Genomic DNA, 22,186 nt, shown 5'->3' with positions numbered 1-22,186 from the left:
TCAGGAAGAGATTACAGCCATTCACCGTTGCGAATGACCCCAACCGCCAGTCCTTCGATAGAGAAGTTGTGTTCGCGGAGATCGACCACAATCGGGGAGAACTCGTTGTTTTCAGGCAGCAGCTGAACGGTGTTACCCTGTTTTTTCAGACGCTTGACGGTAACTTCATCATCAATGCGCGCGACAACTACCTGGCCGTTACGCACATCCTGCGTTTTGTGCACCGCAAGCAGATCGCCATCAAGAATACCGATGTCTTTCATCGACATACCGCTAACGCGCAGCAGGAAATCTGCGCTCGGTTTGAACATGCCAGGATCGACCTGGTAGTGGCCTTCAATATGTTGCTGTGCCAGTAAAGGCTCACCGGCGGCAACACGGCCTATCAGCGGAATGCCCGTCTCTTCTTCCACCAGCAGGCGGATACCGCGTGACGCGCCTGAAACAATCTCAATCACGCCTTTACGCGCCAGCGCTTTCAGGTGTTCTTCGGCAGCATTCGGAGAACGGAAGCCCAGACGCTGCGCGATTTCCGCACGCGTGGGTGGCATACCCGTCTGGCCGATATGATCCCGGATGAGATCAAACACCTCTTGCTGCCTGGTCGTTAACGCTTTCATTCCGCCCCCTGGGTGTATATACAGTTATGCTGTGAGTATATACAGTCAAAGGCGATTTTGGAACCAAAAACTGCACAAAAAACCAGGGACTTAATTATTCCTCGAGGCTCATCGGAAATGTGACCAAAGCAGCGTGACCCAGGTGATAACGGCAGTGATAATCGCCAGCAACACGGCAGCAGAGCCCATGTCTTTTGCGCGGCCAGAAAGCTCGTGGAAATCTGAACCAATGCGATCAACAACGGCTTCAATAGCGCTATTAAGAATTTCCACTATCATCACCAGAAGCACGGAACCGATTAGAAGTACGCGGGTAATAGCATCAACATCAAGGAAACAGGCGATGATCACCGCGATGATAGCGGCGACGCCCTCCTGGCGAAAGGCGGCTTCGTTGATCCACGCGGCACGGAAACCTTTCCATGAATAGCCGGCGGCTTTGATGATACGCGTTAACCCAGTGGTATTATTGGCCATTAAAAGAACCTTTTATGAAAAAAAGCGTCAGTAACAGGAACTGTAGCGCGTTTCGCTACAGCCTGAAGTATGACGGGTAACAACAGAAATTTTGCGCGCTTTCTGTTATCCTTGCGCCGCAATTGCATTATTAACCAGAGGCTTTACATCGTTTATGTCCGGCTGGCCACGAATTTACTACAAATTACTTAATTTACCATTAAGCATCCTGGTAAAAAGCAAGTCTATCCCAGCAGAACCCGCGCTGGAATTGGGGCTCGATACCTCGCGTCCTATTATGTACGTTTTGCCTTATAACTCGAAGGCAGACTTACTGACGCTTCGCGCCCAGTGTCTGGCGCATGACTTACCGGACCCGCTTGAACCGCTTGAAGTTGACGGTACGCTGCTGCCGCGCTACGTGTTCATTCACGGTGGACCGCGCGTGTTTACCTACTACACGCCAAAAGAAGAGTCCATCAAGCTGTTCCACGACTATCTTGACCTGCACCGCAGCAACCCCGATCTGGATGTGCAGATGGTGCCGGTATCGGTGATGTTTGGTCGTCGTCCGGGCCGTGAAAAAGGTGAAGAGAACCCGCCGCTGCGCATGCTTAACGGCATCCAGAAGTTCTTCGCGGTCTCCTGGCTGGGACGCGACAGCTTTGTGCGTTTCTCCCCTTCCGTTTCGCTGCGTCGAATGGCGGACGAGCACGGTACCGACAAGATCATCGCGCAAAAACTGGCGCGCGTGGCGCGTATGCACTTCGCCCGCCAGCGCCTCGCTGCCGTAGGGCCGCGTCTCCCGGCGCGTCAGGATCTGTTCAACAAGCTTTTGGCCTCCAAAGCGATTGCCCGCGCCGTTGAAGACGAAGCGCGCAGCAAGAAAATATCGCATGAGAAAGCCCAGCAGAACGCCATTGCGCTGATGGAAGAGATTGCAGCGAACTTCTCTTACGAGATGATTCGCCTGTCCGATCGTATTCTCGGCTTTACCTGGAACCGCCTGTATCAGGGCATCAACGTTCATAATGCTGAACGTGTGCGTCAGCTGGCGCACGATGGCCATGAGATTGTCTATGTTCCCTGCCACCGCAGCCACATGGACTACCTGCTTCTTTCCTACGTGCTCTATCACCAGGGGCTGGTACCGCCGCACATTGCTGCCGGTATCAACCTGAATTTCTGGCCAGCAGGTCCGATTTTCCGCCGCCTGGGCGCGTTCTTTATCCGTCGCACCTTCAAGGGCAACAAGCTCTACTCCACCGTGTTCCGCGAATATCTGGGCGAGCTGTTCAGCCGCGGCTATTCCGTGGAGTACTTCGTGGAGGGCGGTCGTTCCCGTACCGGACGTCTGCTCGATCCGAAGACCGGCACGCTGTCGATGACCATTCAGGCGATGCTGCGCGGAGGAACCCGTCCAATCACGCTGGTGCCAATCTACATTGGCTATGAGCACGTGATGGAAGTGGGCACGTACGCCAAAGAGCTGCGCGGTGCGACCAAAGAGAAAGAGAGCCTGCCGCAGATGCTGCGCGGCTTGAGCAAGCTACGCAACCTCGGTCAGGGCTACGTGAACTTCGGCGAACCGATGCCGCTGATGACGTATCTGAACCATCACGTTCCCGAGTGGCGCGAGTCCATCGATCCTATCGAAGCGATTCGTCCGGCCTGGCTGACGCCAACGGTCAACGGCATCGCGTCCGAGCTGATGGTGCGCATTAACAACGCCGGTGCGGCTAACGCCATGAACCTGTGCTGTACGGCGCTTCTGGCTTCGCGTCAGCGCTCGCTGACCCGCGAACAGCTCACGGAGCAGCTGGATTGCTATCTGGACATGATGCGCAACGTGCCGTATTCCGTTGATTCAACCGTGCCTTCTGCTACCGCCAGTGAGCTTATCGATCACGCGCTGCAGATGAACAAGTTTGAAGTCGAAAAGGACACGATCGGCGACATCATCATTCTGCCGCGCGAGCAGGCAGTGCTGATGACCTACTACCGCAACAACATCACCCATATGCTGATGCTGCCGTCACTCATGGCGGCTATCATCACCCAGCATCGCCGTATTTCGCGTCAGGAGCTATTGCGTCACGTTGAGACGCTCTATCCGATGCTGAAAGCGGAGCTGTTCCTGCGCTGGAGCAAAGACGAGCTGGCGGGCGAACTGGACAAACTGACGGAAGAGCTGCGTCGTCAGGGGCTGATCACCGTCTCAAACGACGAGCTGCACATCAATCCGTCGCGTTCCCGAACCCTGCAACTGCTTGCTGCCGGTGCGCGCGAAACGCTGCAGCGCTACGCCATTACGTTCTGGCTGCTGAGTGCGAACCCGTCTATCAACCGCGGCACGCTGGAGAAAGAGAGCCGGACGCTGGCACAGCGCCTGTCCGTTCTGCACGGCATTAACGCCCCGGAATTCTTCGACAAAGCGGTCTTCAGCTCTCTGGTCCTGACGCTGCGTGACGAAGGCTACATCAGCGATACGGGTGATGCCGAGCCGGAAGAGACGCTGAAGGTGTACCAGATGCTGGCCGAACTCATTACGTCGGATGTGCGTTTGACGATCGAGAGCGCGACGCAGGGCGAGTGATGTGAAAAAGCCGGGTTGGTGGTTTCACCTGACCCGGCCTGGCGTTCTGCATAATATAAAGGCCCGGTAAGCGTTAACGCTACCGGGCCTTATTTTTGAGCCTTGTTAAATCACCGCATTCAGCTCAGCAGTGTGAAAGCAATCATCCCGACAATGGCGCCCGTCGTGCCAAGGATGGTTTCCATCAGCGTCCAGGTTTTCAGGGTTTGCGCTTCGGTGGCGCCGGTAAATTTACCGAACAGCCAGAAGCCCGCGTCGTTAACGTGAGAGACCACAATCGAACCGCCCGCGATACAAATAGACAGCGCCGCCATCTGCGCACCGGAATAGTTCAGCTGTTCAATCACCGGCATCACCAGACCCACGGCGGTTAAGCACGCCACGGTTGCGGAACCCTGGATGATGCGCACCGCCGCGGCCAGCACGAAGCAGGTGACCGCAATCGGCAGGCCCATCCCGGTCAGCGCTTCGCCCAGAGCTGGGCCTACGCCGGAATCCACCAGCACCTGCTTGAACACGCCGCCAGCGCCGATCACCAGCAGGATAATGCCCGCCGGCTGCAGCGCGGCACCGCAGATCTCCATCACCCGGTCTTTTGGCATTCCCTGACGCATCGCCAGGCCGTAAATCGCCACCAGACAGGCCACCAGGATCGCCGTGAACGGGTGGCCGATGAACTCGAACCATTCGTAGGCGCTGGAACCCACCGGCACAAAGCGCGCGGCGATGGTTTTCAGACCCACGAGAACCAGCGGGAGCAGGATCAGCGACAGGCTGAAGCCGAAGGACGGCATTTTGCCCTCGCCGAGGTGCGGCTCGGTGACGTCGTCCGGAATATGCAGCTCAACGTAACGGCTGATGAAGTTGCCCCACAGCGGACCGGCAATAATCATCCCCGGGATTGCCGCGCACAGGCCAATCAGGATCATCCAGCCAAAGTCGGCGTGCATCTGGGACGCCAGCAGCATCGGAGCAGGCCCCGGAAGCAGAAACGCTGCGGCTGCCGCCACGCCCGCAAACAGCGGAATGACCAGCTTCACGAGGTTAGTGCCGGTATGGCGCGCCATGGAGAACGCGACGCTTATCAGCAGCACTACGGCCACTTCGAAGAACAGCGGCAGCGCGCAAATCAGACCAGCCAGACCAATCGCGTAGTGCGCGCGGCTGTGACCGAAGGATTTCAGCATCTTGACGGCAATCTGGTCGACCGCGCCCGTCTCGTGCAAAATCTTGCCAAACATCGCGCCAAGGGCGACCACAATCGCCAGGAAGCCCAGCGTGCCTCCCATCCCTTTTTCCATCGTCGCGGCGATCTTGTCGAGCGGCATACCGGAAAAGAGACCTGCACCTATAGAAACCACCATCAAAGCGACAAAAGCGTGCATACGCGCCTTCATCACTAAAAACAGCAGCAGCAACACGGAACCCACTGCTGTCAAAACTAGCGTTAATGTACTCAAAACTTACTGCCTTTTATTAATGACCTCGATGGTGCTGGCAACAACACCTTCCAGTGACTGATCGATATCAACCACTAAGACATCTTTCTCATCTTCACCCGGCTCCTGCAGCGCTTCGAACTGCGTCACCAGCATCTGGGTTTTGAAGAAGTGACCTTTACGCGCCTTCAGGCGGCTTTCAATCACCTCGAAGTCCCCTTTCAGGTAGATGAAAGAGAGGTTCGGGTTACCGTCGCGCAGCAGGTCGCGGTAGGTTTTTTTCAGCGCAGAGCAGACGATCAGGGAGACTTTGTTGGTACGCTGCATGGCGAACGCGGCGTCATTCAGCGCCTGCAACCACGGTTTGCGGTCGTCGTCGTTCAGCGGCTCGCCGGAGGCCATTTTCATGATGTTGCTGCGCGGATGGAGGAAGTCGCCATCAAGGAACGCAGCCTGGAGTTGATGCGCCACTTCGCTGGCTACGGCTGATTTCCCGCTACCGGAAACGCCCATCAGGACGTAGACGTGGTGATCGTGATTAGTCGTGCTCAAAGGGTGTCCCTCAGTCAATTGTTACGGGTAACAGTTATCGGTAACATTGTCCTGCCGGGGCAAAAGAGAAGCAATATCCAAACGTGCGCGAAGTGAATAAGTGTGAGCTACTTCAAATTTGTCAGTTCAAATAGATCCACCCGGTGACAAGGTGAAACCTAAATCTAACATTTTTGGGGTAACCGTCTCGCCACGAATGCGCGCCAGCAGGCGTTCTGCGCCAATGCGGCCCATACGTTCACGCGGGGTCAGGACGCTCGCCAGACGCGGCTCCATCACCTGGCCGATGTCGTGGCCGTGGAAACCGGCAATTGCCATATCATCCGGGATCTTGAGCCCCAGACGCTGGCACTCAAACGCCGCACCGACCGCAAGGTCATCGTTGGTACAGAAAATACCGTCCAGTTGCGGATACTCGCGTCGTGCCTGGCGCATCAGCTCAATACCCGACGTATAGGAAGAGGACTGCTCCACCATCACGCTGTACGGGGTTAGGTTCGCGTCGAGCATCGCCTGCTCGTATCCCTTCTGTTTGATGATAGTACGTTCATCAAGACGCGCACCCAGATAGGCGATATGACGATGCCCACGGGCGATGATCGCCGCCGTCATCTGGCGCGCCGCTTCAAAGTTATCGAACCCCACGGCGATGTCGAGGCACGGCGACTGGCTGTCCATCAGCTCCACCACCGGGATACCGGCCACTTCAATCATTTTGAGCGTGCGGGCAGTGTGGGTACGTTCCGTTAAAATCAGGCCGTCGATGTTCCAGGAAAGCATCGATTCAAGACGTTCCTCTTCCAGTTCCGGCTTGTACCCGTAGTGGGCGAGCATGGTCTGATAGCCAAAAGCATCGGTGACGCTTTCAATGCCGCGCAAAACTTCGGCGAAAACCTGGTTGGTCAGGGAAGGAAGCAGGACGCCCACCGCACGGCTGGTCGCATTGGAGAGAATATCGGGCGCGCGGTTGGGGATATAACCCAGTTCATCAAGGGCCGCGGCAATCTTGCCACGCAACGCCACGGAAACCTGTTCCGGGTTACGTAAAAAACGGCTGACCGTCATTTTGGTCACACCGACGCGATCGGCGACATCCTGAAGTACGGGGCGTTTCTTTTTCATCGTCCTGAGAAATCTTGAAGTGAGAGATTTGCTCAGTTTATCACGGACAAAGCCCATCCTTCCCCTGTCAAAGGGAAGGATGGGCATTTATTTATGATTTATTACACCGGCGGCAGGTCAAACAGCAGAATTTCACTTTCGCTGTCGGCATGCACGGAGAGCGCCTGCTCATCCCAGACGGCCAGGCCATCGGCGGTTGTCGCTTTGGTGCCGTTGATGGACACTTCACCTTTCACCACCTGGATCCAGACGCGGCGGTTGGCGGCAATCTGGTGCACAGACTGTTCGTCTTTCGCCAGCGCCCAGCGGTACAGCTCCATATCCTGATGAACCTTCAGAGAACCTTCACGCGCATCCGGGGACAGCACCAGCTGTTTGCCCTGTTTCGCGTCGAAGCGGCGCTGCTCGTAGCGCGGCGTGATGCCGGTCTCTTCTGGAATGATCCAGATTTGATACAGGTGCAGTTTTTCCGTTTTGCTCGGGTTGTACTCGGAGTGACGCACCCCGGTACCCGCGCTCATAATCTGGAACTCGCCCGCCGGAACCTGCTCTTTGTTACCCATGCTGTCCTGGTGTTCCACCGCCCCTTCCAGCACATAGGTCAGGATTTCCATGTCCTTGTGCGGGTGGGTACCGAAGCCCTGGCCTGCATCAATCACGTCGTCGTTAATCACGCGCAGTGCGGAGAAGCCCATGAAGTTCGGGTCGTAGTAGTCGGCAAACGAGAATGAATGCCATGAGTCCAGCCAGCCATGATTCGCGTGACCACGTTCGTTTGCTTTGCGTAAGTAGATCATTGTTTCACCCTCAGTTCGTTTCGATGGAGTAAGTGTGGACGTAAACCGCCTGGGATCATAGAGGGTGAAAATTGACTCCTCTGTTCAAAAATTATGAACAAGCTCAGAGGAGCCGTTTTTGCTTATTTCGCGAGGGTTACCGTGGCAGGAGAAGCCTGCTCAAAGGCCCGCTCGAGGATTTCCAGGTTGGTCAGAACGTCAGATTCCTTGACGTAATTCGGCGCGCTAGTTGTGAGAGTTTCATACAGCGCATCGTAGACGCGGCCATAGTCGCCAATTTCCGGCTTCAGCTCTTCTCTCACCGTCACCCCCTCATCGTTCACATACTCCAGCACGCCCACGGAATTATCCGCCGCAAAGCCCGCTTCACCCGGCATGATGTTGGCCTTCAGGCTGGTCTCCTGCTGGTCGATGCCGTACTTAACGAACGATCCTTTGGTGCCGTGAACGATAAATTTCGGATAGTCGATTTTCACCAGATGGCTGGTTTTGACGATGGCCTTCAGGTCGCCGTAGAACAGCTGCGCTTCAAAGGTGTCGTCCGGGTTGGCTTTGTTACGCAGGCTGCGGATGTCATACGCCACGTGGTCCGGTCGGCCAAACAGAGAGATGATCTGGTCCATCGTATGCACGCCCAGACCATAGAACGAGCCGTCCTGCGGCAGGCCGGGTTGGGTTTCCGCCACCGGACGGTAGTAATCGAAGTGGCTTTCGATTTCCACAATGTCGCCCAGCTTGCCGCTTTCAATCGCCTTTTTCGCCGTCAGGAAGCAGCTGTCAAAGCGACGGTTTTGATACGGCGTAACGGTCAGGCCTTTACTTTTCGCCAGCGCGAACAGCGCTTTTGCTTCGGCGATGGTCGGGGTGAACGGCTTTTCCACCAGCACGTTTTTACCCGCTTCCAGCGCGCGTTTCGCATAGTCAAAATGGCTGTCGGCGTGGGTGCAGACAACAACCAGTTTGACCTGCGGATCGTTAAGTACTTCATCAAGATCGCTGGTGAAATGGATATGAGAATACTGCGGGGATTGCTCTTCCGGCTTCGCGCGGCGGCGGAAGATGTGCGCGACGTGCCAGCTGTCTTTACGGTTGAGAACATACGGCAGGTGGTAGCGGGTCGTACTTTTACCAAATCCAATAAATGCGCAATGTAGTGTCATGGCTCAGTCCTTTTGGAAGGTTACTGAGTCTAACCATAACAAAAAAAAAGCCAGCTAAAAGCTGGCTAAAGTAATACTGGAAGCAATGTGAGCAATGTCGTGCTTTCAGGTTCCCGTAGCGGTCTTCCTGAATGCAGAGCAATAATAATCATTCTCATTCGCACTTGTCCAATACTTTTTGCAAAAAATAGCGGTTGACTCAAATTTTAAAGTCATTGATGTTGAAAGGGACGTTTAACTGACTGAGGAACAAGGAATGAGTGAGATAGTGATACGCCATGCGGAACCGAAAGATTATGACGCCATTCGTCAGATCCACGCCCAGCCGGAGGTGTACCACAACACACTACAGGTTCCTCATCCCTCTGAGCAAATGTGGCAAGAACGGCTATCCGACCAGCCCGGCATCAAGCAGCTCGTCGCCTGCATAGAAGGTCATGTCGCCGGCCATCTGTGCATCGTCGTCGCGCAACGCCCGCGCCGCAGCCATGTGGCTGATTTTGGGATTTGTGTCGGCGCGCAGTGGCAAAACCGGGGCGTTGCCAGCGCTCTGATGCGCACTATGATTGATATGTGCGATAACTGGCTTCGCGTTGACCGCATTGAGCTGACGGTATTTGTCGATAACGAACCGGCGATTGCGGTGTACAAAAAACACGGGTTCGAAATTGAAGGCACCGGCAAACGCTATGCCCTGCGCAACGGCGAGTATGTGGACGCGTATTATATGGCGCGAATGAAGTAGTTTGTTGCCCTCACCCTAACCCTCTCCCACAGGGAGAGGGAATGAAAAACGTAGGCCGGGTAAGGCGAAGCCGCCACCCGGCAAACCATCAATACCCCGCCGACAAATCATCCACCGACCGCGGATCCGACGCGCCAAACAGCGCCCCGTCCGGCCCGACCATAATGCTCTGGGTGCTGCCCATCGCCTCCTTCACCGCCACCTTCTGCCCGCGCTGTTCCAGCAGCTTGATGGTGTCAGGGCTAAAGCCCTTCTCCACGCGCAGCTCGTCCGGCAGCCACTGGTGATGGAAACGCGGAGCGTTGGTCGCTTCGGCGACGTTCATCCCAAAGTCGATGCTGTTCACCACCATCTGCAGCACGGTGGTGATAATACGGCTGCCGCCAGGGCTGCCGGTCACCAGCCAGGTTTTCCCGTCTTTCACGACAATGGTGGGCGACATGGACGACAGCGGACGTTTCTTCGGCCCTACCGCATTCGCATCGCCGCCCACCAGCCCGTAGACGTTCGGCACGCCCGGTTTGGCAGAGAAGTCATCCATCTCGTTGTTCAGCAGAATGCCGCTGTTGCCCGCCACAATCCCGGTGCCGAAGGTGGTGTTGAGCGTGTACGTCACCGCCACCGCGTTACCGTCTTTATCCACCACCGAGAAGTGGGTGGTCTGGTTGCTTTCATACGGCGCCAGCTTGCCGGGGCGGATCTCGCTCGACGGTTTAGCCTTGTTGATGTCGATCTGATCGGCAATGGATTTAGCATACGCCTTGTTGGTCAGCGCCTGCCACGGCACCTTCACGAAGTCCGGATCGCCGAGATATTCCGACCGGTCGGCGTAGGCGCGTTTTTCCGCTTCCGCCATCACCTGCATGGCGTCCGCGCTGCCGAAGCCGAACTTATGCATATCGAAGTTTTCGAGAATATTGAGGATCTGCACGATGTGGATCCCACCGGAAGACGGCGGCGGCATGGAGAAGACCTCGTATCCGCGATAGGTACCGCTAATCGGCTCGCGCTCCACCGCCTTGTATTCCGCCAGATCCGCTTTGGTGATGAGCCCGCCGTTCTTCTGCATCTCTTCCGCAATCTGGTCGGCAATTGCCCCTTTGTAGAAGGCGTCCGGACCGTGCTCCGCAATCAGCTCCAGGCTTTTGGCGAGGTTCTTCTGCACCAGCCTATCGCCCTTCTTCAGCGGCTCACCGTCTTTCCAGAAGATGGCCTTGCTGTTTTCGTGATTCGGAATCACTTCGCTGCCGTAGGTCTTGAGGTCGTCCGCCAGCGCATCGTTTACCACAAAGCCGTCGCGCGCCAGCTTGATGGCAGGCTGCACCACCTTGTTCAGCGGCATCGTGCCGTATTTTTCCAGCGCCAGCGAGAAGCCCGCAACGGTGCCCGGCGTGCCGGTGGCGAGGTGCGAAGTCAGGGATTTTTTGCTGTCAGGGTTACCCTGATCGTCGAGGAACATATCGCGGGACGCCTGAGAAGGCGCCATTTCGCGGAAATCGATGGCGGTGGTTTTGCCGTCTTTAGTGCGCAGCATCATAAAGCCGCCGCCGCCCAGGTTCCCCGCCTGCGGATGCGTCACCGCCAGCGCATAGCCGACGGCGACCGCTGCATCCACCGCGTTACCGCCCTGTTTGAGAATATCGACGCCCACTTTTGTTGCCAGCGCATCCACTGACGCCACCATGCCATGGGTTGCCCGCACGGGATGAAAAACATCTTCCTCCACGCCGTAAGAGACCGGAGGCGCCGCTGGCGGGTTGGCCGCCACGCTAAATGTACCGCCTGCCATCAGCGCGGCGATGGCGACCCAGCGCAAAAACGTTGGTTTCATCATTATTGTTCTCCAGGTGAAGGGATCCATATTCCCCGCTTAAGCCTGGTTCACAACTCCTAAAAAATCATCGTCATGGTGAAATCGGGGTAAACTTAAGAGAGACCTCAAAAGGAGGAAATGACAATGAAACGCTTATGGATCCTTACGGCGCTGATCCCGTTTGCCGCGCTCGCACAGCCACTCAACACCCTGAACAACCCGAACCAGCAGGGTTACGTTATCCCGAGCCAGCAGCGTATGCAGACGGAGATGATGAGCCAGCAACAGCAGCAGAAAGGAATGCTTAATCAGCAGCTTAAAACGCAGACCCAGATGCAGCAGCAAAGCCTGCAAAATCAGATGAACGCCAACACCCAGCGCGTGCAGCAGGGGCAGGTGCGCGAGCAGCCGCTGCCTAATAAAAACGGCGGGATGTTAGGAGGAATGACGTCGTCAGGCAGCGGACAGCAGCACATGCTGCCGCCGCAGTCGAATGGCAGTATGCTTAATCCGCAGAACTAAAGTCCGGGCCGATCAGGTCGATTGCATCGGTACAGATGCTGTCCACGCCCCAGCGCAGCAGTTCGGCTGCGCGCTGGGGTTTGTTAACCGTGTAGACCAGAATATGCAGGCCTGCGTCCTTCAGCATCTTCACCCGCGCCTCATCCAGCAGCCTGTGGTTGAGATGGATAGAAACGCACGCTAAGCGTGTCGTCAGCTCGCGCCAGTCCTCGCGCCACTCGTCAAGCAGCAGCCCGCGCGGCAGTTCCGGTACGGCCGCCTGTGCGGCCTCCAGCGCATCGATTTCAAATGATGACAGCAGCGGTGCGGTCATCCCTTCCCACAGCTCGCGCGCGGCCAGGGCAATGACTTTGCCCGTCAGCGGCCCGGTGCCGGTGGTCGGTTTGATTTCGATATTGGCCATCATGCCGTGCTGGCGACAGCGATCGGCCACTTCCGCCAGCAGCGGCAGCGGTTCGCCTTTGAATTCGCCGCTGTACCAGCTTCCGGCGTCCACCTTCAGCAGATCGCGCCACGGCAGCTCGCCCGCCACGCCCCAGCCGTTGCTGGTGCGTTCGAGGTTATCGTCATGCAGCAGGAAAATTTCGCCGTCTTTCGACAGCTTGGCGTCGAACTCGATCATTGTGTGACCGTAGCGCGCGCCAACGTCAATCGCCGCCAGGGTGTTCTCCGGCGCCAGCTTACCGCCGCCACGGTGGGCGACGACGTGGGGATAAGGCCAGTTGCTCATACTCGTTGTCCTGTTTCACCGTCAAACAGGTGCAGATGGTTTTCCGGCAGGTGCAGCCACAGCGTGCTGCCTGCTTTCGGGCGCTCCTGATGCGGCAGGCGCACCACCATTTTTTGTTCGCCCCAGCGCCCGTGCGCCAGGTTATCTGCACCCAACATCTCCAGCGTGTCCATCACCAGCGGCACGCCGCCGTCCGCCTGAGAGGTTAAAACGATATGCTCGGGGCGGATACCGAGCGTCATCTTACGCCCGGCGTAGCCACGATAGTACCAGTTGATCGGCAACGCCATCCCGCTTTCCAGCTCAAAATGCGTGCCCGCGCTGCTGATACGCCCTTCAAGCAGGTTCATTGCCGGGCTGCCGATAAAGCTCGCCACAAAGCGGGTGGCCGGTTTCTCGTACACTTCCACCGGAGTGCCAATCTGTTCGGCGATGCCTTTGTTCATCACCATCACGCGCTGGGCGAGGGTCATGGCTTCGACCTGATCGTGGGTCACATACAGGGAGGTGGTGTTCAGGCGACGGTGCAGCTGCTGCAGCTCAAGACGCATCTGCACGCGCAGCTTGGCGTCGAGGTTAGACAGCGGCTCGTCGAACAGGAATACCGCCGGATCGCGCACGATGGCGCGCCCCATCGCCACGCGCTGGCGCTGGCCGCCGGAAAGCTCGCGCGGGCGGCGCTTCAGCAGTCCGTCCAGCTCGAGAATGCGCGCCGCTTCTTTCACGCGCTCGTCGATATGGCCTTTGCCCATGCCGCGGATTTTCAGCCCCCAGGCCATGTTCTCTTCCACGCTCATGTGCGGATAGAGGGCGTAGTTCTGGAACACCATTGCGATGCCTCTGTCTTTCGGCTCCATCTCGGTGACGCGCTGACGGTCAATCCAGATATCCCCGGAGGTCACGCGCTCCAGCCCCGCCACCATGCGCAGCAGGGTGGATTTGCCGCAGCCGGACGGGCCGACCATCACGATGAATTCTCCGTCCGCCACGTCGAGCGTCAGCGGCTGAATCACCTGGGTTTTGCCATCCCAGCTTTTGGTTACTGCCTGAAGTTTTAAACCTGCCATCTTATTTCTCGCTATCGACCAGGCCGCGGACAAACGCGCGCTGCATGGCTAAAACAATGACTACGGGTGGGATAAGGGTGAGCAGCATCGCCGCCATCACCTGGTTCCAGAGGGTGGTGCCTTCGCCGGTGGCGATCATGCCTTTGATGCCCGCCACGGCGGTACCGAGGTTAACGTCCTGAATAATCAGCAGCGGCCACAGGTACTGGTTCCAGCCGTAGATAAAGGTGATCACAAACAGCGCTGCGAGGTTGGTTTTCGACAGCGGCAGCACGATGTCGCGGAAGAAGCGCATCGGCGACGCGCCGTCGATGCGCGCCGCTTCAATCAGCTCGTCCGGCAGGGTCATAAAGAACTGGCGGAACAGGAAGGTGGCGGTCGCCGAGGCCATCAGCGGCAGGGTTAAGCCCGCGTAGCTGTCGAGCAGCTTCAGGTTGGCGATCACTTCTACCGTCGGGAAGATACGCACCTCCACCGGCAGCATCAGGGTGATAAAAATCATCCAGAAGAAGAGGTTACGCAGCGGAAAGCGGAACCAGACGATGGCGAAGGCCGAAAGCATCGACACCGTAATTTTGCCGACCGTAATGCCAAACGCCATGATGAAGCTGTTGAGCATCATCAGCCAGAACGGCGCGCTGTTGGCGCCCACGCCCTGAGTCCAGATGGTCTTCATGTTCTCGAACAGATACCCGCCGGGGATCAGCGTCATCGGCGTGTCGAACACCGCTTTGGTGTCCAGCGTGGCGGCGACAAACGCCACGTACAGCGGGAAGAGGATGACGATGATCCCTAAAATCAGCATGGTATGGCTGAAAATCGTCAGCCCGCGACGGTTCTCAATCATTGGTAGCGCACCTTACTTTCGACATAGCGGAACTGCACCACCGTGAGGATGATGACGAGGAACATCAGCACGACCGACTGCGCGGCAGAGGCGGAGAGATCCAGACCGGCGAAGCCTTCGCGATAGATCTTATAGATAAGCGTCGTGGTCGCCTGCACCGGGCCGCCTGCGGTCGCCGCGTCGATCACCGGGAAGGTGTCGAAGAAGGCGTACACGAGGTTAACCACCAGCAGGAAGAAACTCACCGGGGCGATCAGCGGCAGCGACAGCCTGAAGAAACGACGAATGGGCCCTGCGCCGTCAATCGCCGCGGCTTCCACCAGCGAGCGCGGAATGGACTGCAGCGCGGCAAAGAAGAACAGGAAGTTGTAGCTGATCTGCTTCCACACCGAGGCGAACACCACCAGGAACATGGCCTGACCGCTGTTCTGGGCGTGGTTCCAGTCGCAGCCGAACTCGGCCAGGAAGTGGGTAATCAACCCGCGACCGGGGTTAAACAGGAAGATCCACAGTACGGCGGCGACGGCGGGAGCCACGGCGTAAGGCAGCAGCATCAGGGTTTGATAAATACGGCTGCCGCGCACCACGTAGTCCACCAGCGCGGCGAAAAACAGCGAGGCAACCAGACCGCTGACGGTCACCAGCGCGCTGAACTTCATCGTCGTCCAGAAGGAGTCCAGGTAGTAGCTGTCGTGGAAGAGCGCGGTAAAGTTGTCCAGGCCAACAAACTGGCTGGAAAGCCCGAACGGGTCGACGCTTTGTACCGAGTACCACAGCGCTTCGCCCGCAGGCCAGATAAAGAAGATAACGGTGATGACCAGCTGCGGCGCGACCAGAAGATAGGGCAGCCAGCGGGAACGGAACACCGGACGGGATGATGACATAGGTTTGCTCTGTAGGTATTCCCCTCAACCCGGCCCTCTCCCCAAAGGGGCGAGGGAGAAAAGACGGCTCCGCGCAGTCCCCTCTCCCCTATGGGGAGAGGGTTAGGGTGAGGGGCAGGTTTGAATTACGATTTGGTCGACTGCTCAAAGCGGCGCAGCAGCTGATTCCCGCGCTCTACCGCAGAGTCCAGCGCCTGCTGTGGCGTTTTCTTACCGGTCCACACGCTTTCCAGCTCTTCATCCACGATGGTGCGGATCTGCGGCATGTTGCCCAGACGCAGGCCTTTGGTGAACGGCAACGGCGGCTTGTTCAGCATCTGACGCGTCGCGATGTCCGCGCCCGGGTTCTTGCTGTAGAAGCCCTGCTCGCGGGTCAGGTCGTACGCGGCTTTGGTGATCGGCAGGTACCCGGTCTTCTGGTGCCATTCTGCGGCGTTTTCAGGCTTCGCCAGGAAGTCGAGGAATTCGGCTACGCCTTTGTAGGTGCCCTTGTCTTTACCCTGCATCACCCACAGGCTCGCCCCGCCGATGATGGCGTTCTGCGGCGCGCCCTTCACGTCAGCGTCGTACGGCATCATGCCCACGCCGTAGTTGAATTTGGCGTAGTGGCGGATATCCGCCAGCGAACCGGAAGAGGCGGTGGTAATGGCACAGTCGCCGTTGTAGAACTTCTCGGTGGATTCGTCTTTACGTCCGAAGTAGCTGAAGTCGCCCTTCTTGTTCAGATCGGCAAGCAGCGCGATGTGCTTCACCTGCTCCGGCTTGTTGAACTCCAGTACCGCGTCGGTGCCGTCGAAGCCGTTGTTTTTGGTCGCCACCGGCAGGCCGTGCCAGGCGCTGAAGTTTTCAATCTGGATCCAGCCCTGCCAGCCGCTGGCGTAGCCGCACTTCATCCCCGCCGCTTTCAGCTTCGCGGTGTACTCCGCCAGGTCCTGCCAGGTTTTTGGCGGCTGCTCCGGGTCTAAACCGGCTTTTTTGAAGGCGTCTTTGTTGTAGTACAGCACCGGCGTGGAGCTGTTAAACGGCTGAGACAGCAGGTGGCCGGTTTTGGAATCGGTGTAGTAACCCGCTACGGTCTGCACGAACTGCGACTCATCGAAGTTGATGCCCGCTTCTTTGAACACTTCATAGACCGGCTTGATGGCTTTGGAGGCCATCATGGTGGCGGTACCCACTTCATAAACCTGCAACAGGGCCGGTGCGTTACCGGTACGGAAGGCGGCGATGCCCGCGCTCAGGCTCTGCTCGTAGTTGCCTTTGTACACCGGCACAATTTTGTAATCCGGATGGGTGTCGTTGAAACGCTGCGCCAGGGAGTCAACTTCTTTACCCAACTCCCCTTCCATGGAATGCCAGAACGGAATGGTGGTGACAGCCATTGCGTTCGTCGCAAAAGCCAGACCCAGTGCCAGACCCAAAGCTGTGTGTCGTAACGATGTCATTGTCATCTCTCTTATTGTGCCGGATGCGCGATATCACGCGTTTTATGCTCGCGAGGTAACATGACATGCTCGAATTACAGAAAAATAACTGTTTGTTTACAGATAAGTGACAGCCAGGCGTCAGGGGGATGATGGTTGTGTGAAAGGGGCTGGGGGGTGGTTTAGGTGCTGTCTGGTGCCCTCACCCCGCCCCTCTCCCACGGGGAGAGGGAGAAAACACTAAAAAAGGCAACTTGCGTTGCCTTTTTGCTTTTACCTCGTGCGGTCTGGTGCCCTCACCCCGCCCCTCTCCCACGGGGAGAGGGAGAAAACATTAAAAAAGGCAACTTGCGTTGCCTTTTTGCTTTTACCTATCCGCCCAGATACGCGCTCCGCACCGCTTCGTTCGCCAGCAGCGCGTCGCCGGTATCCTCCAGCACCACGCGGCCGTTCTCCAGCACGTAGCCACGATCGGCGAGCTTCAGCGCCTGGTTGGCGTTCTGCTCGACGAGGAAGATGGTCATCCCCTCTTTGCGCAGCTGCTCGATGGTGTCGAAGATCTGCTGAATGATGATCGGCGCCAGACCAAGCGACGGTTCGTCCAGCAGCAGCAGGCGCGGCTGGCTCATCAGCGCGCGGCCAATCGCCAGCATCTGCTGTTCACCGCCGGACATGGTGCCCGCACGCTGGATGCGGCGCTCCCACAGGCGCGGGAAGAGTTCATATACCCACTTGATGCGGGTCTGGTATTCATCGCGGTGAGCGAAGAAACCGCCCATCGCCAGGTTCTCTTCCACCGTCATGCGGGAGAAGACGCGGCGCCCTTCCGGAACAATCGCCACCGCCTCGCGCATGATTCTGGCGGTCTGCCAGTCGGTAATGTCTTTACCATCGAACACAATCCGCCCGCTGGTGGCGCGCGGGTCGCCGCACAGGGTGCCGAGCAGCGTGGTTTTGCCCGCGCCGTTGGCGCCAATCAGGGTCACGATTTCACCCTGATTGATATGCAGGCTGACGTCGTGCAGCGCCTGGATCTTGCCGTAGTGCGCGTTGACCTTGTCGAACGTTAACATCGCTTTTTCCATCTTATGCCTCACCAAGGTATGCGCGGATCACGTCCGGGTTGTTGCGGATCTCTTCCGGCGTGCCGTTTGCCAGCGGCGTGCCCTGGTTTACCACGTAGATACGGTCCGAAATGCCCATCACCAGCTTCATGTCGTGCTCAATCAGCAGGATGGTGGTGTCGTGACTGTCGCGCAGCTCGGCAATCAGCTCGTCCAGCTCTTTGGTCTCTTTCGGGTTGAGCCCTGCCGCCGGTTCGTCGAGCATCAGGATTTCCGGCTGCGTCACCATGCAGCGCACGATCTCCAGGCGACGCTGGTCACCGTAGGCCAGGTTGCTCGCCTGACGGTTGGCGTGCTGCAGCAGGCCAATTCGGTCGAGCCAGGTGGCGGCGCGGTCAAGCGCTTCATCCTGCGCGCGGCGGAAGGCCGGGGTTTTAAGCAGGCCGGAGAACAGCCCGGTTTTCAGCTGCTGATGCTGCGCCACCAGCAGGTTCTCAATCACCGTCATCTCGCGGAACAGACGAACGTGCTGGAAGGTACGCACCACGCCCATGCGGGCGATCTGCTGGCCCGGCAACCCTTCCAGGTGCTGATCGCGCAGCATGATGGTGCCGCCCGTTGGCTTGTAGAAACCGGTCAGACAGTTAAAGACCGTGGTTTTCCCTGCGCCGTTCGGACCAATCAGGGAGACAATCTCTTTCTTGTGCAAATCCAGATTCACGTTGTTGACCGCCAGCAGGCCGCCAAAACGCATCATCAGGCCGTTAACGGATAATAATGGCTGACTCATGCCTGCTCTCCTTTCGCTTGCCCGTTCTTCAGCTTCAGCTGTGGACGGGTCATCGGCAGCAGACCCTGCGGACGCCAGATCATCATCAGCACCATCAAACCACCCAGCATCAGCATGCTGTATTCGTTAAAGTCGCGCATCAGCTCGCGCGAGACCACCAGCAGGATGGCCGCGAGGATAACGGCGAACTGCGAGCCCATCCCGCCGAGCACCACAATCGCCAGCACAAAGGCGGATTCGGCGAAGGTGAACGATTCCGGGCTAACGAAGCCCTGACGCGCGGCAAACAGCGTTCCGGCGAAACCGGCAAACGCGGCGCTGATGGTGAACGCGGTCAGCTTGATGCGGGTCGGGTTCAGGCCCAGAGAGCGGCAGGCGATCTCATCTTCACGCAGCGCTTCCCACGCGCGGCCCAGCGGCATGCGCAACAGGCGGTTGATCACGAACAGGGTAATCACCACCAGCAGCAGCGCCACCAGATAGAGCCAGATCACGCGGTCGGACGGGTCATACTTCACGCCGAAGAAGTTGCTGAAGGTATCCCAGCCGCCTTCGCGGGCGGTACGGCTGAACTCCAGCCCGAAGAAGGTCGGTTTCGGGATCTGGCTGATGCCGTTCGGGCCGCCGGTCACTTCGGTGTTATTGAGCAGCAGGATACGGACGATTTCGCCGAAGCCTAAGGTCACAATCGCCAGGTAGTCGCCGCGCAGGCGCAGTACCGGGAAGCCAAGCAGGAAGCCTGCAGCGGCAGAGACCAGCCCTGCCAGCGGCAGGCAGGTCCAGAAGCCGAGACCGTAATAGTGGTTCAGCAGCGCGAAGGTATAGGCGCCGATGGCGTAGAAGCCGCCGTAGCCCAGCACCAGCAGGCCCGAGAGCCCCACGACCACGTTCAGACCGAGGCCGAGAATCACGTAGATCATGGTCAGGGTGGCGATATCCACGGTGCCACGCGACACCACGAACGGCCACGCCACGGCGGCCACCAGCAGCGCCACGAGGAACAGCTTCTGCTTAACAGTAGAACCGTCGATTGCCGGCAGGACGAATTTCGGACCGGAGACGTTTTTCAGCGTCTTCTGGAACAGCGGACGCAGCAGCTGGAACAGGAACACCACGGCCGTACCGATAAATACCCACTGCCAGCGGATGTCAGCTGCGGTATCGACAACCAGTTTGGTGCCATTCAGCTCAAGCTGGACGCCCATAAAGACGCTGGCCAGCACGAAGAACATGGCGGCAGAGAGCAGCGCCATTGCAAAATGCATCGGTTTCATACTTTCTCTACCTCCGGACGGCCCAGAATACCGGTAGGCATCACCAGCAGAACCAGAATCAGCAGGGCAAACGACACCACGTCTTTATACTCCGTGCTCAGGTACGCCGAGGAGAGCGCTTCGGCCACGCCCAGAATCAGGCCGCCGATCATCGCGCCCGGAATACTGCCGATACCGCCCAGAACCGCCGCGGTGAAGGCTTTCATCCCGGCCATAAAGCCGATGTACGGGTTGATCACGCCGTAGAACTGGCCGAGCAGGACGCCCGCCACCGCCGCCATCGCGGCGCCAATCACGAAGGTCAGGGCAATCACGCGGTCGGTGTTGATGCCGAGCAGGCTCGCCATCTTCAGGTCTTCCGCGCAGGCGCGGCAGGCGCGTCCCATACGCGAGTAGCGGATGAACAGCGTCAGGGCAAGCATCGCAATAAAGGTCACGACCCAGATAACCAGCTGCATGGTGGTGATAGAGGCCGCGAAGTTTTCGCTGGCCCCCACAATCCACTGGCCGTTAAACAGGCTTGGCAGCGCCACGTCGCGCGAGCCTTCGGTCAGGCTGACGTAGTTTTGCAGGAAGATCGACATCCCGATCGCGGAAATCAGCGCAATCAAACGCTTGGAGCTGCGCACCGGCCGGTAGGCCACGCGCTCAATGCTCCAGCCGTAGGCGCTGGCAATCACGATCGCGCCGACAAACCCGGCGGCGACCAGCAGCCAGCTGCTGTCGATGCCCATCATCATCAGGGCGGCGATAATCATAAAGGAGACGTAGCTACCGATCATGTATACCTCGCCGTGGGCGAAGTTGATCATGCCGATAATGCCGTAAACCATCGTATAGCCGATGGCGATCAGCGCGTAGGTGCTTCCCAGCGTAACGCCGTTAAACATCTGCTGCAGGAAATAGAGAAACTGCTCGGACATATGCAAACCTTTTTATACCCGCCCGTCATGCCGGGCGGTGGGATAATTATTTGGCGGCCGAGGATGAACCGTCGGCGTGCCACTTAAAGACACCAAACTCAAATCCCTTCAGATCGCCTTTCCCATCCCAGTTCAGCGGCCCAATCACGGTGTTCGCCCCGTGTGCTTTTAAATCTTTCACCAGATCCAGCGGTTCTTTGCTGCCGGAGCGATCCAGCGCGGTGGCCAGAGACTGTACGGCCGCGTAGGTGATCCAGACGTACGGACCACTCGGATCTTTCTTCTGCGCCTTGAGCGCATCCACGATAGCCTTGTTGGCCGGATCCTGGTCATAGCGTTTTGGCATCGTCACCAGCATGCCTTCGGCAGAATCCCCCGCGATGTTTGACAGGGAGGCATTGCCCACGCCCTCTGGCCCCATAAACTGGGTTTTCAGACCGGTGGCGCGCGCCTGACGCAGCATCTGGCCCATCTCCGGGTAATAGCCGCCGTAGTAAACGAAGTCGATATTCTCTTTTTGCAGACGGGCAATCAGCGCGGAGAAGTCTTTCTCACCGGCGGTAATGCCGTCGAAGAAGACGATGTTCGAGCCGCCTTTTTTCAGGCCGTCCTGCACGGAGCGCGCCAGGCCTTCGCCGTACTGCTGTTTGTCATGAATAATGGCAATGCGCTGTGGCTTAACGCTCTCGAGGATGTATTTGGCGGCGGTAGGGCCCTGCGAGGAGTCCAGACCGGCGGTACGCATGATGTGCTGGTAGCCGCGCTGGGTCAGTTCCGGGTTCGTTGCGCCTGGGGTGATCATCAGAATGCCTTCGTCTTCGTAGATATCAGACGCCGGCTGCGTGGAGGATGAACACAGGTGGCCGATCACATACTGAATACCGTCGTTGACGATTTTGTTGGCGACCGCGACGGCCTGTTTAGGATCGCAGGCGTCGTCATATTCCACGCCCACCAGCTTGTCGCCTTTGATACCGCCCTTGGCGTTGATGTCTTTGATGGCCTGGCGCGCGCCGTTGAACTCCATGTCACCCCACTGGGCAACAGGGCCGGACATCGCGCCCACTACCGCAACTTTAATGTCGTCTGCCATAGCGGCATGCGAGATCGACAGTGCGACCATCCCCGCGATTAACGTCTTCGCGTTCCTTTTCATCTCTGAATCCCCATTCGTGATGTCGTGTTTATATTTTGTTTTATTATGGTTAAAAAGCATTCTGTACTTTTAATGAACAACGCTATTTTTACCAGTGCCTTTAATGGTTTAGCGCAGTTTTTTGTCAAAAACCAGACTAAAATCTCTATTTTTCAGGCGATTAAGCAAAGATAATATTCTGAAATCAGGCAGAGATAAACAAATAAAA

21 protein-coding genes are annotated in these 22,186 nt (G+C 57.7%); 3 read left to right on the top strand and 18 right to left on the bottom strand.

Translation table 11 applies throughout. The annotated features are described in order from the left end of the window. Window positions 1-11 precede the first annotated feature (11 nt). Both lexA and HB664_RS04780 read right to left on the bottom strand, forming a co-directional pair. Entirely contained in the window at window positions 12-620 is a 609-nt protein-coding gene (gene lexA / locus HB664_RS04785) for a transcriptional repressor LexA (protein ID WP_023310039.1), read from the bottom strand. 108 nt (window positions 621-728) lie between these two features. Continuing rightward, window positions 729-1,097, bottom strand: a complete 369-nt coding sequence (locus HB664_RS04780) for a diacylglycerol kinase (protein WP_023334158.1) — start codon at window positions 1,095-1,097, stop codon at window positions 729-731. A 154-nt stretch (window positions 1,098-1,251) separates the two neighbouring features. Here HB664_RS04780 and plsB point away from each other — a divergent pair, with 154 nt between their 5' ends. Next, on the top strand, window positions 1,252-3,672 hold the full coding sequence (plsB, locus tag HB664_RS04775; RefSeq protein ID WP_033144402.1) for a glycerol-3-phosphate 1-O-acyltransferase PlsB: 2,421 nt from the start codon (window positions 1,252-1,254) through the stop codon (window positions 3,670-3,672). Between the two features lie 119 nt (window positions 3,673-3,791). Here plsB and gntU read toward each other — a convergent pair whose 3' ends face one another. From gntU to HB664_RS04750, 5 genes are all read right to left on the bottom strand, one after another. After that, complete coding sequence (gntU, locus tag HB664_RS04770) at window positions 3,792-5,132, bottom strand: gluconate transporter (RefSeq protein WP_023310036.1); 1,341 nt, start codon at window positions 5,130-5,132, stop codon at window positions 3,792-3,794. A 3-nt stretch (window positions 5,133-5,135) separates the two neighbouring features. Beyond that, a complete protein-coding gene (gene gntK, locus HB664_RS04765; RefSeq protein WP_008503362.1) occupies window positions 5,136-5,663 on the bottom strand; it encodes a gluconokinase in 528 nt (175 codons plus the stop codon). A 126-nt stretch (window positions 5,664-5,789) separates the two neighbouring features. Beyond that, window positions 5,790-6,785: a gluconate operon transcriptional repressor GntR gene (gene gntR / locus HB664_RS04760; protein ID WP_021242747.1), complete on the bottom strand. Its 996-nt coding sequence runs from the start codon at window positions 6,783-6,785 to the stop codon at window positions 5,790-5,792. A 101-nt stretch (window positions 6,786-6,886) separates the two neighbouring features. Beyond that, entirely contained in the window at window positions 6,887-7,582 is a 696-nt protein-coding gene (locus HB664_RS04755; protein WP_003861565.1) for a pirin family protein, read from the bottom strand. 122 nt (window positions 7,583-7,704) lie between these two features. Next, on the bottom strand, window positions 7,705-8,742 hold the full coding sequence (locus HB664_RS04750) for an oxidoreductase (RefSeq protein WP_219940416.1): 1,038 nt from the start codon (window positions 8,740-8,742) through the stop codon (window positions 7,705-7,707). A gap of 256 nt (window positions 8,743-8,998) precedes the next feature. Here HB664_RS04750 and yhhY point away from each other — a divergent pair, with 256 nt between their 5' ends. Beyond that, window positions 8,999-9,487: an N-acetyltransferase gene (gene yhhY / locus HB664_RS04745; protein WP_033144400.1), complete on the top strand. Its 489-nt coding sequence runs from the start codon at window positions 8,999-9,001 to the stop codon at window positions 9,485-9,487. An 88-nt stretch (window positions 9,488-9,575) separates the two neighbouring features. On the opposite strand, the gene ggt is transcribed toward yhhY, so the two are convergent. Next, on the bottom strand, window positions 9,576-11,321 hold the full coding sequence (gene ggt, locus HB664_RS04740) for a gamma-glutamyltransferase (RefSeq protein ID WP_196355181.1): 1,746 nt from the start codon (window positions 11,319-11,321) through the stop codon (window positions 9,576-9,578). 123 nt (window positions 11,322-11,444) lie between these two features. Between ggt and HB664_RS04735 the strand changes: the two genes are divergently transcribed. Next, window positions 11,445-11,822, top strand: a complete 378-nt coding sequence (locus HB664_RS04735) for a DUF2756 family protein (protein ID WP_045888353.1) — start codon at window positions 11,445-11,447, stop codon at window positions 11,820-11,822. Here the strand turns inward: HB664_RS04735 and ugpQ are convergent. The 10 genes from ugpQ to livK all read right to left on the bottom strand — a co-directional run bounded on the left by ugpQ (window position 11,806) and on the right by livK (window position 21,978). After that, window positions 11,806-12,552 (bottom strand): glycerophosphodiester phosphodiesterase, encoded by a 747-nt coding sequence (gene ugpQ / locus HB664_RS04730; protein ID WP_045888354.1) that lies wholly within the window; start codon window positions 12,550-12,552, stop codon window positions 11,806-11,808. The genes HB664_RS04735 and ugpQ overlap by 17 nt on opposite strands. Further along, a complete protein-coding gene (locus HB664_RS04725) occupies window positions 12,549-13,619 on the bottom strand; it encodes a sn-glycerol-3-phosphate import ATP-binding protein UgpC (protein ID WP_033144398.1) in 1,071 nt (356 codons plus the stop codon). The genes ugpQ and HB664_RS04725 overlap by 4 nt, the downstream gene beginning before the upstream one ends. 1 nt (window position 13,620) lies before the next feature. Beyond that, window positions 13,621-14,466: a sn-glycerol-3-phosphate ABC transporter permease UgpE gene (ugpE, locus tag HB664_RS04720; protein ID WP_219940415.1), complete on the bottom strand. Its 846-nt coding sequence runs from the start codon at window positions 14,464-14,466 to the stop codon at window positions 13,621-13,623. After that, entirely contained in the window at window positions 14,463-15,350 is an 888-nt protein-coding gene (gene ugpA / locus HB664_RS04715; protein ID WP_219940414.1) for a sn-glycerol-3-phosphate ABC transporter permease UgpA, read from the bottom strand. Before ugpA ends, ugpE begins: the two co-directional genes overlap by 4 nt. A gap of 125 nt (window positions 15,351-15,475) precedes the next feature. Further along, a complete protein-coding gene (ugpB, locus tag HB664_RS04710) occupies window positions 15,476-16,792 on the bottom strand; it encodes a sn-glycerol-3-phosphate ABC transporter substrate-binding protein UgpB (RefSeq protein ID WP_143346394.1) in 1,317 nt (438 codons plus the stop codon). A gap of 350 nt (window positions 16,793-17,142) precedes the next feature. Further along, the gene (gene livF, locus HB664_RS04705) at window positions 17,143-17,856 is read right to left on the bottom strand and encodes a high-affinity branched-chain amino acid ABC transporter ATP-binding protein LivF (RefSeq protein ID WP_008500102.1); all 714 of its coding nucleotides are present in this window, start codon (window positions 17,854-17,856) and stop codon (window positions 17,143-17,145) included. A 1-nt stretch (window position 17,857) separates the two neighbouring features. Beyond that, window positions 17,858-18,625: a high-affinity branched-chain amino acid ABC transporter ATP-binding protein LivG gene (gene livG, locus HB664_RS04700; RefSeq protein WP_023310024.1), complete on the bottom strand. Its 768-nt coding sequence runs from the start codon at window positions 18,623-18,625 to the stop codon at window positions 17,858-17,860. Further along, entirely contained in the window at window positions 18,622-19,899 is a 1,278-nt protein-coding gene (gene livM / locus HB664_RS04695; protein ID WP_023310023.1) for a branched chain amino acid ABC transporter permease LivM, read from the bottom strand. The genes livG and livM overlap by 4 nt, the downstream gene beginning before the upstream one ends. Further along, window positions 19,896-20,822 carry a high-affinity branched-chain amino acid ABC transporter permease LivH gene (gene livH / locus HB664_RS04690; RefSeq protein ID WP_008500099.1) on the bottom strand — a complete coding sequence of 309 codons (927 nt, stop codon included), beginning with the start codon at window positions 20,820-20,822 and terminating at the stop codon, window positions 19,896-19,898. The genes livM and livH overlap by 4 nt, the downstream gene beginning before the upstream one ends. Before the next feature lie 46 nt (window positions 20,823-20,868). Further along, the gene (gene livK / locus HB664_RS04685) at window positions 20,869-21,978 is read right to left on the bottom strand and encodes a high-affinity branched-chain amino acid ABC transporter substrate-binding protein LivK (RefSeq protein WP_219940413.1); all 1,110 of its coding nucleotides are present in this window, start codon (window positions 21,976-21,978) and stop codon (window positions 20,869-20,871) included. Window positions 21,979-22,186 lie beyond the last annotated feature (208 nt).

The sequence above is a fragment of the Enterobacter sp. DNB-S2 genome, assembly GCF_019443845.1.
Taxonomy (GTDB): Bacteria; Pseudomonadota; Gammaproteobacteria; order Enterobacterales; family Enterobacteriaceae; genus Enterobacter; species Enterobacter asburiae_B.
Note: the sequence above shows the minus strand (reverse complement) of the source record. Positions and strands in the feature narration are given on the sequence as shown.

What these genes read in the sequence shown, in the direction of transcription:
- livF (WP_008500102.1), bottom strand. Translation starts at nt 17,856, where the DNA reads ATGGAAAAAGCGATGTTAACGTTCGACAAGGTCAACGCGCACTACGGC.
- HB664_RS04750 (WP_219940416.1), bottom strand. Translation starts at nt 8,742, where the DNA reads ATGACACTACATTGCGCATTTATTGGATTTGGTAAAAGTACGACCCGC.
- yhhY (WP_033144400.1), top strand. Translation starts at nt 8,999, where the DNA reads ATGAGTGAGATAGTGATACGCCATGCGGAACCGAAAGATTATGACGCC.
- HB664_RS04725 (WP_033144398.1), bottom strand. Translation starts at nt 13,619, where the DNA reads ATGGCAGGTTTAAAACTTCAGGCAGTAACCAAAAGCTGGGATGGCAAA.
- ugpE (WP_219940415.1), bottom strand. Translation starts at nt 14,466, where the DNA reads ATGATTGAGAACCGTCGCGGGCTGACGATTTTCAGCCATACCATGCTG.
- ugpQ (WP_045888354.1), bottom strand. Translation starts at nt 12,552, where the DNA reads ATGAGCAACTGGCCTTATCCCCACGTCGTCGCCCACCGTGGCGGCGGT.
- plsB (WP_033144402.1), top strand. Translation starts at nt 1,252, where the DNA reads ATGTCCGGCTGGCCACGAATTTACTACAAATTACTTAATTTACCATTA.
- lexA (WP_023310039.1), bottom strand. Translation starts at nt 620, where the DNA reads ATGAAAGCGTTAACGACCAGGCAGCAAGAGGTGTTTGATCTCATCCGG.
- HB664_RS04780 (WP_023334158.1), bottom strand. Translation starts at nt 1,097, where the DNA reads ATGGCCAATAATACCACTGGGTTAACGCGTATCATCAAAGCCGCCGGC.
- HB664_RS04755 (WP_003861565.1), bottom strand. Translation starts at nt 7,582, where the DNA reads ATGATCTACTTACGCAAAGCAAACGAACGTGGTCACGCGAATCATGGC.
- gntR (WP_021242747.1), bottom strand. Translation starts at nt 6,785, where the DNA reads ATGAAAAAGAAACGCCCCGTACTTCAGGATGTCGCCGATCGCGTCGGT.
- livH (WP_008500099.1), bottom strand. Translation starts at nt 20,822, where the DNA reads ATGTCCGAGCAGTTTCTCTATTTCCTGCAGCAGATGTTTAACGGCGTT.
- livG (WP_023310024.1), bottom strand. Translation starts at nt 18,625, where the DNA reads ATGAGTCAGCCATTATTATCCGTTAACGGCCTGATGATGCGTTTTGGC.
- ggt (WP_196355181.1), bottom strand. Translation starts at nt 11,321, where the DNA reads ATGATGAAACCAACGTTTTTGCGCTGGGTCGCCATCGCCGCGCTGATG.
- ugpB (WP_143346394.1), bottom strand. Translation starts at nt 16,792, where the DNA reads ATGACATCGTTACGACACACAGCTTTGGGTCTGGCACTGGGTCTGGCT.
- livM (WP_023310023.1), bottom strand. Translation starts at nt 19,899, where the DNA reads ATGAAACCGATGCATTTTGCAATGGCGCTGCTCTCTGCCGCCATGTTC.
- livK (WP_219940413.1), bottom strand. Translation starts at nt 21,978, where the DNA reads ATGAAAAGGAACGCGAAGACGTTAATCGCGGGGATGGTCGCACTGTCG.
- ugpA (WP_219940414.1), bottom strand. Translation starts at nt 15,350, where the DNA reads ATGTCATCATCCCGTCCGGTGTTCCGTTCCCGCTGGCTGCCCTATCTT.
- HB664_RS04735 (WP_045888353.1), top strand. Translation starts at nt 11,445, where the DNA reads ATGAAACGCTTATGGATCCTTACGGCGCTGATCCCGTTTGCCGCGCTC.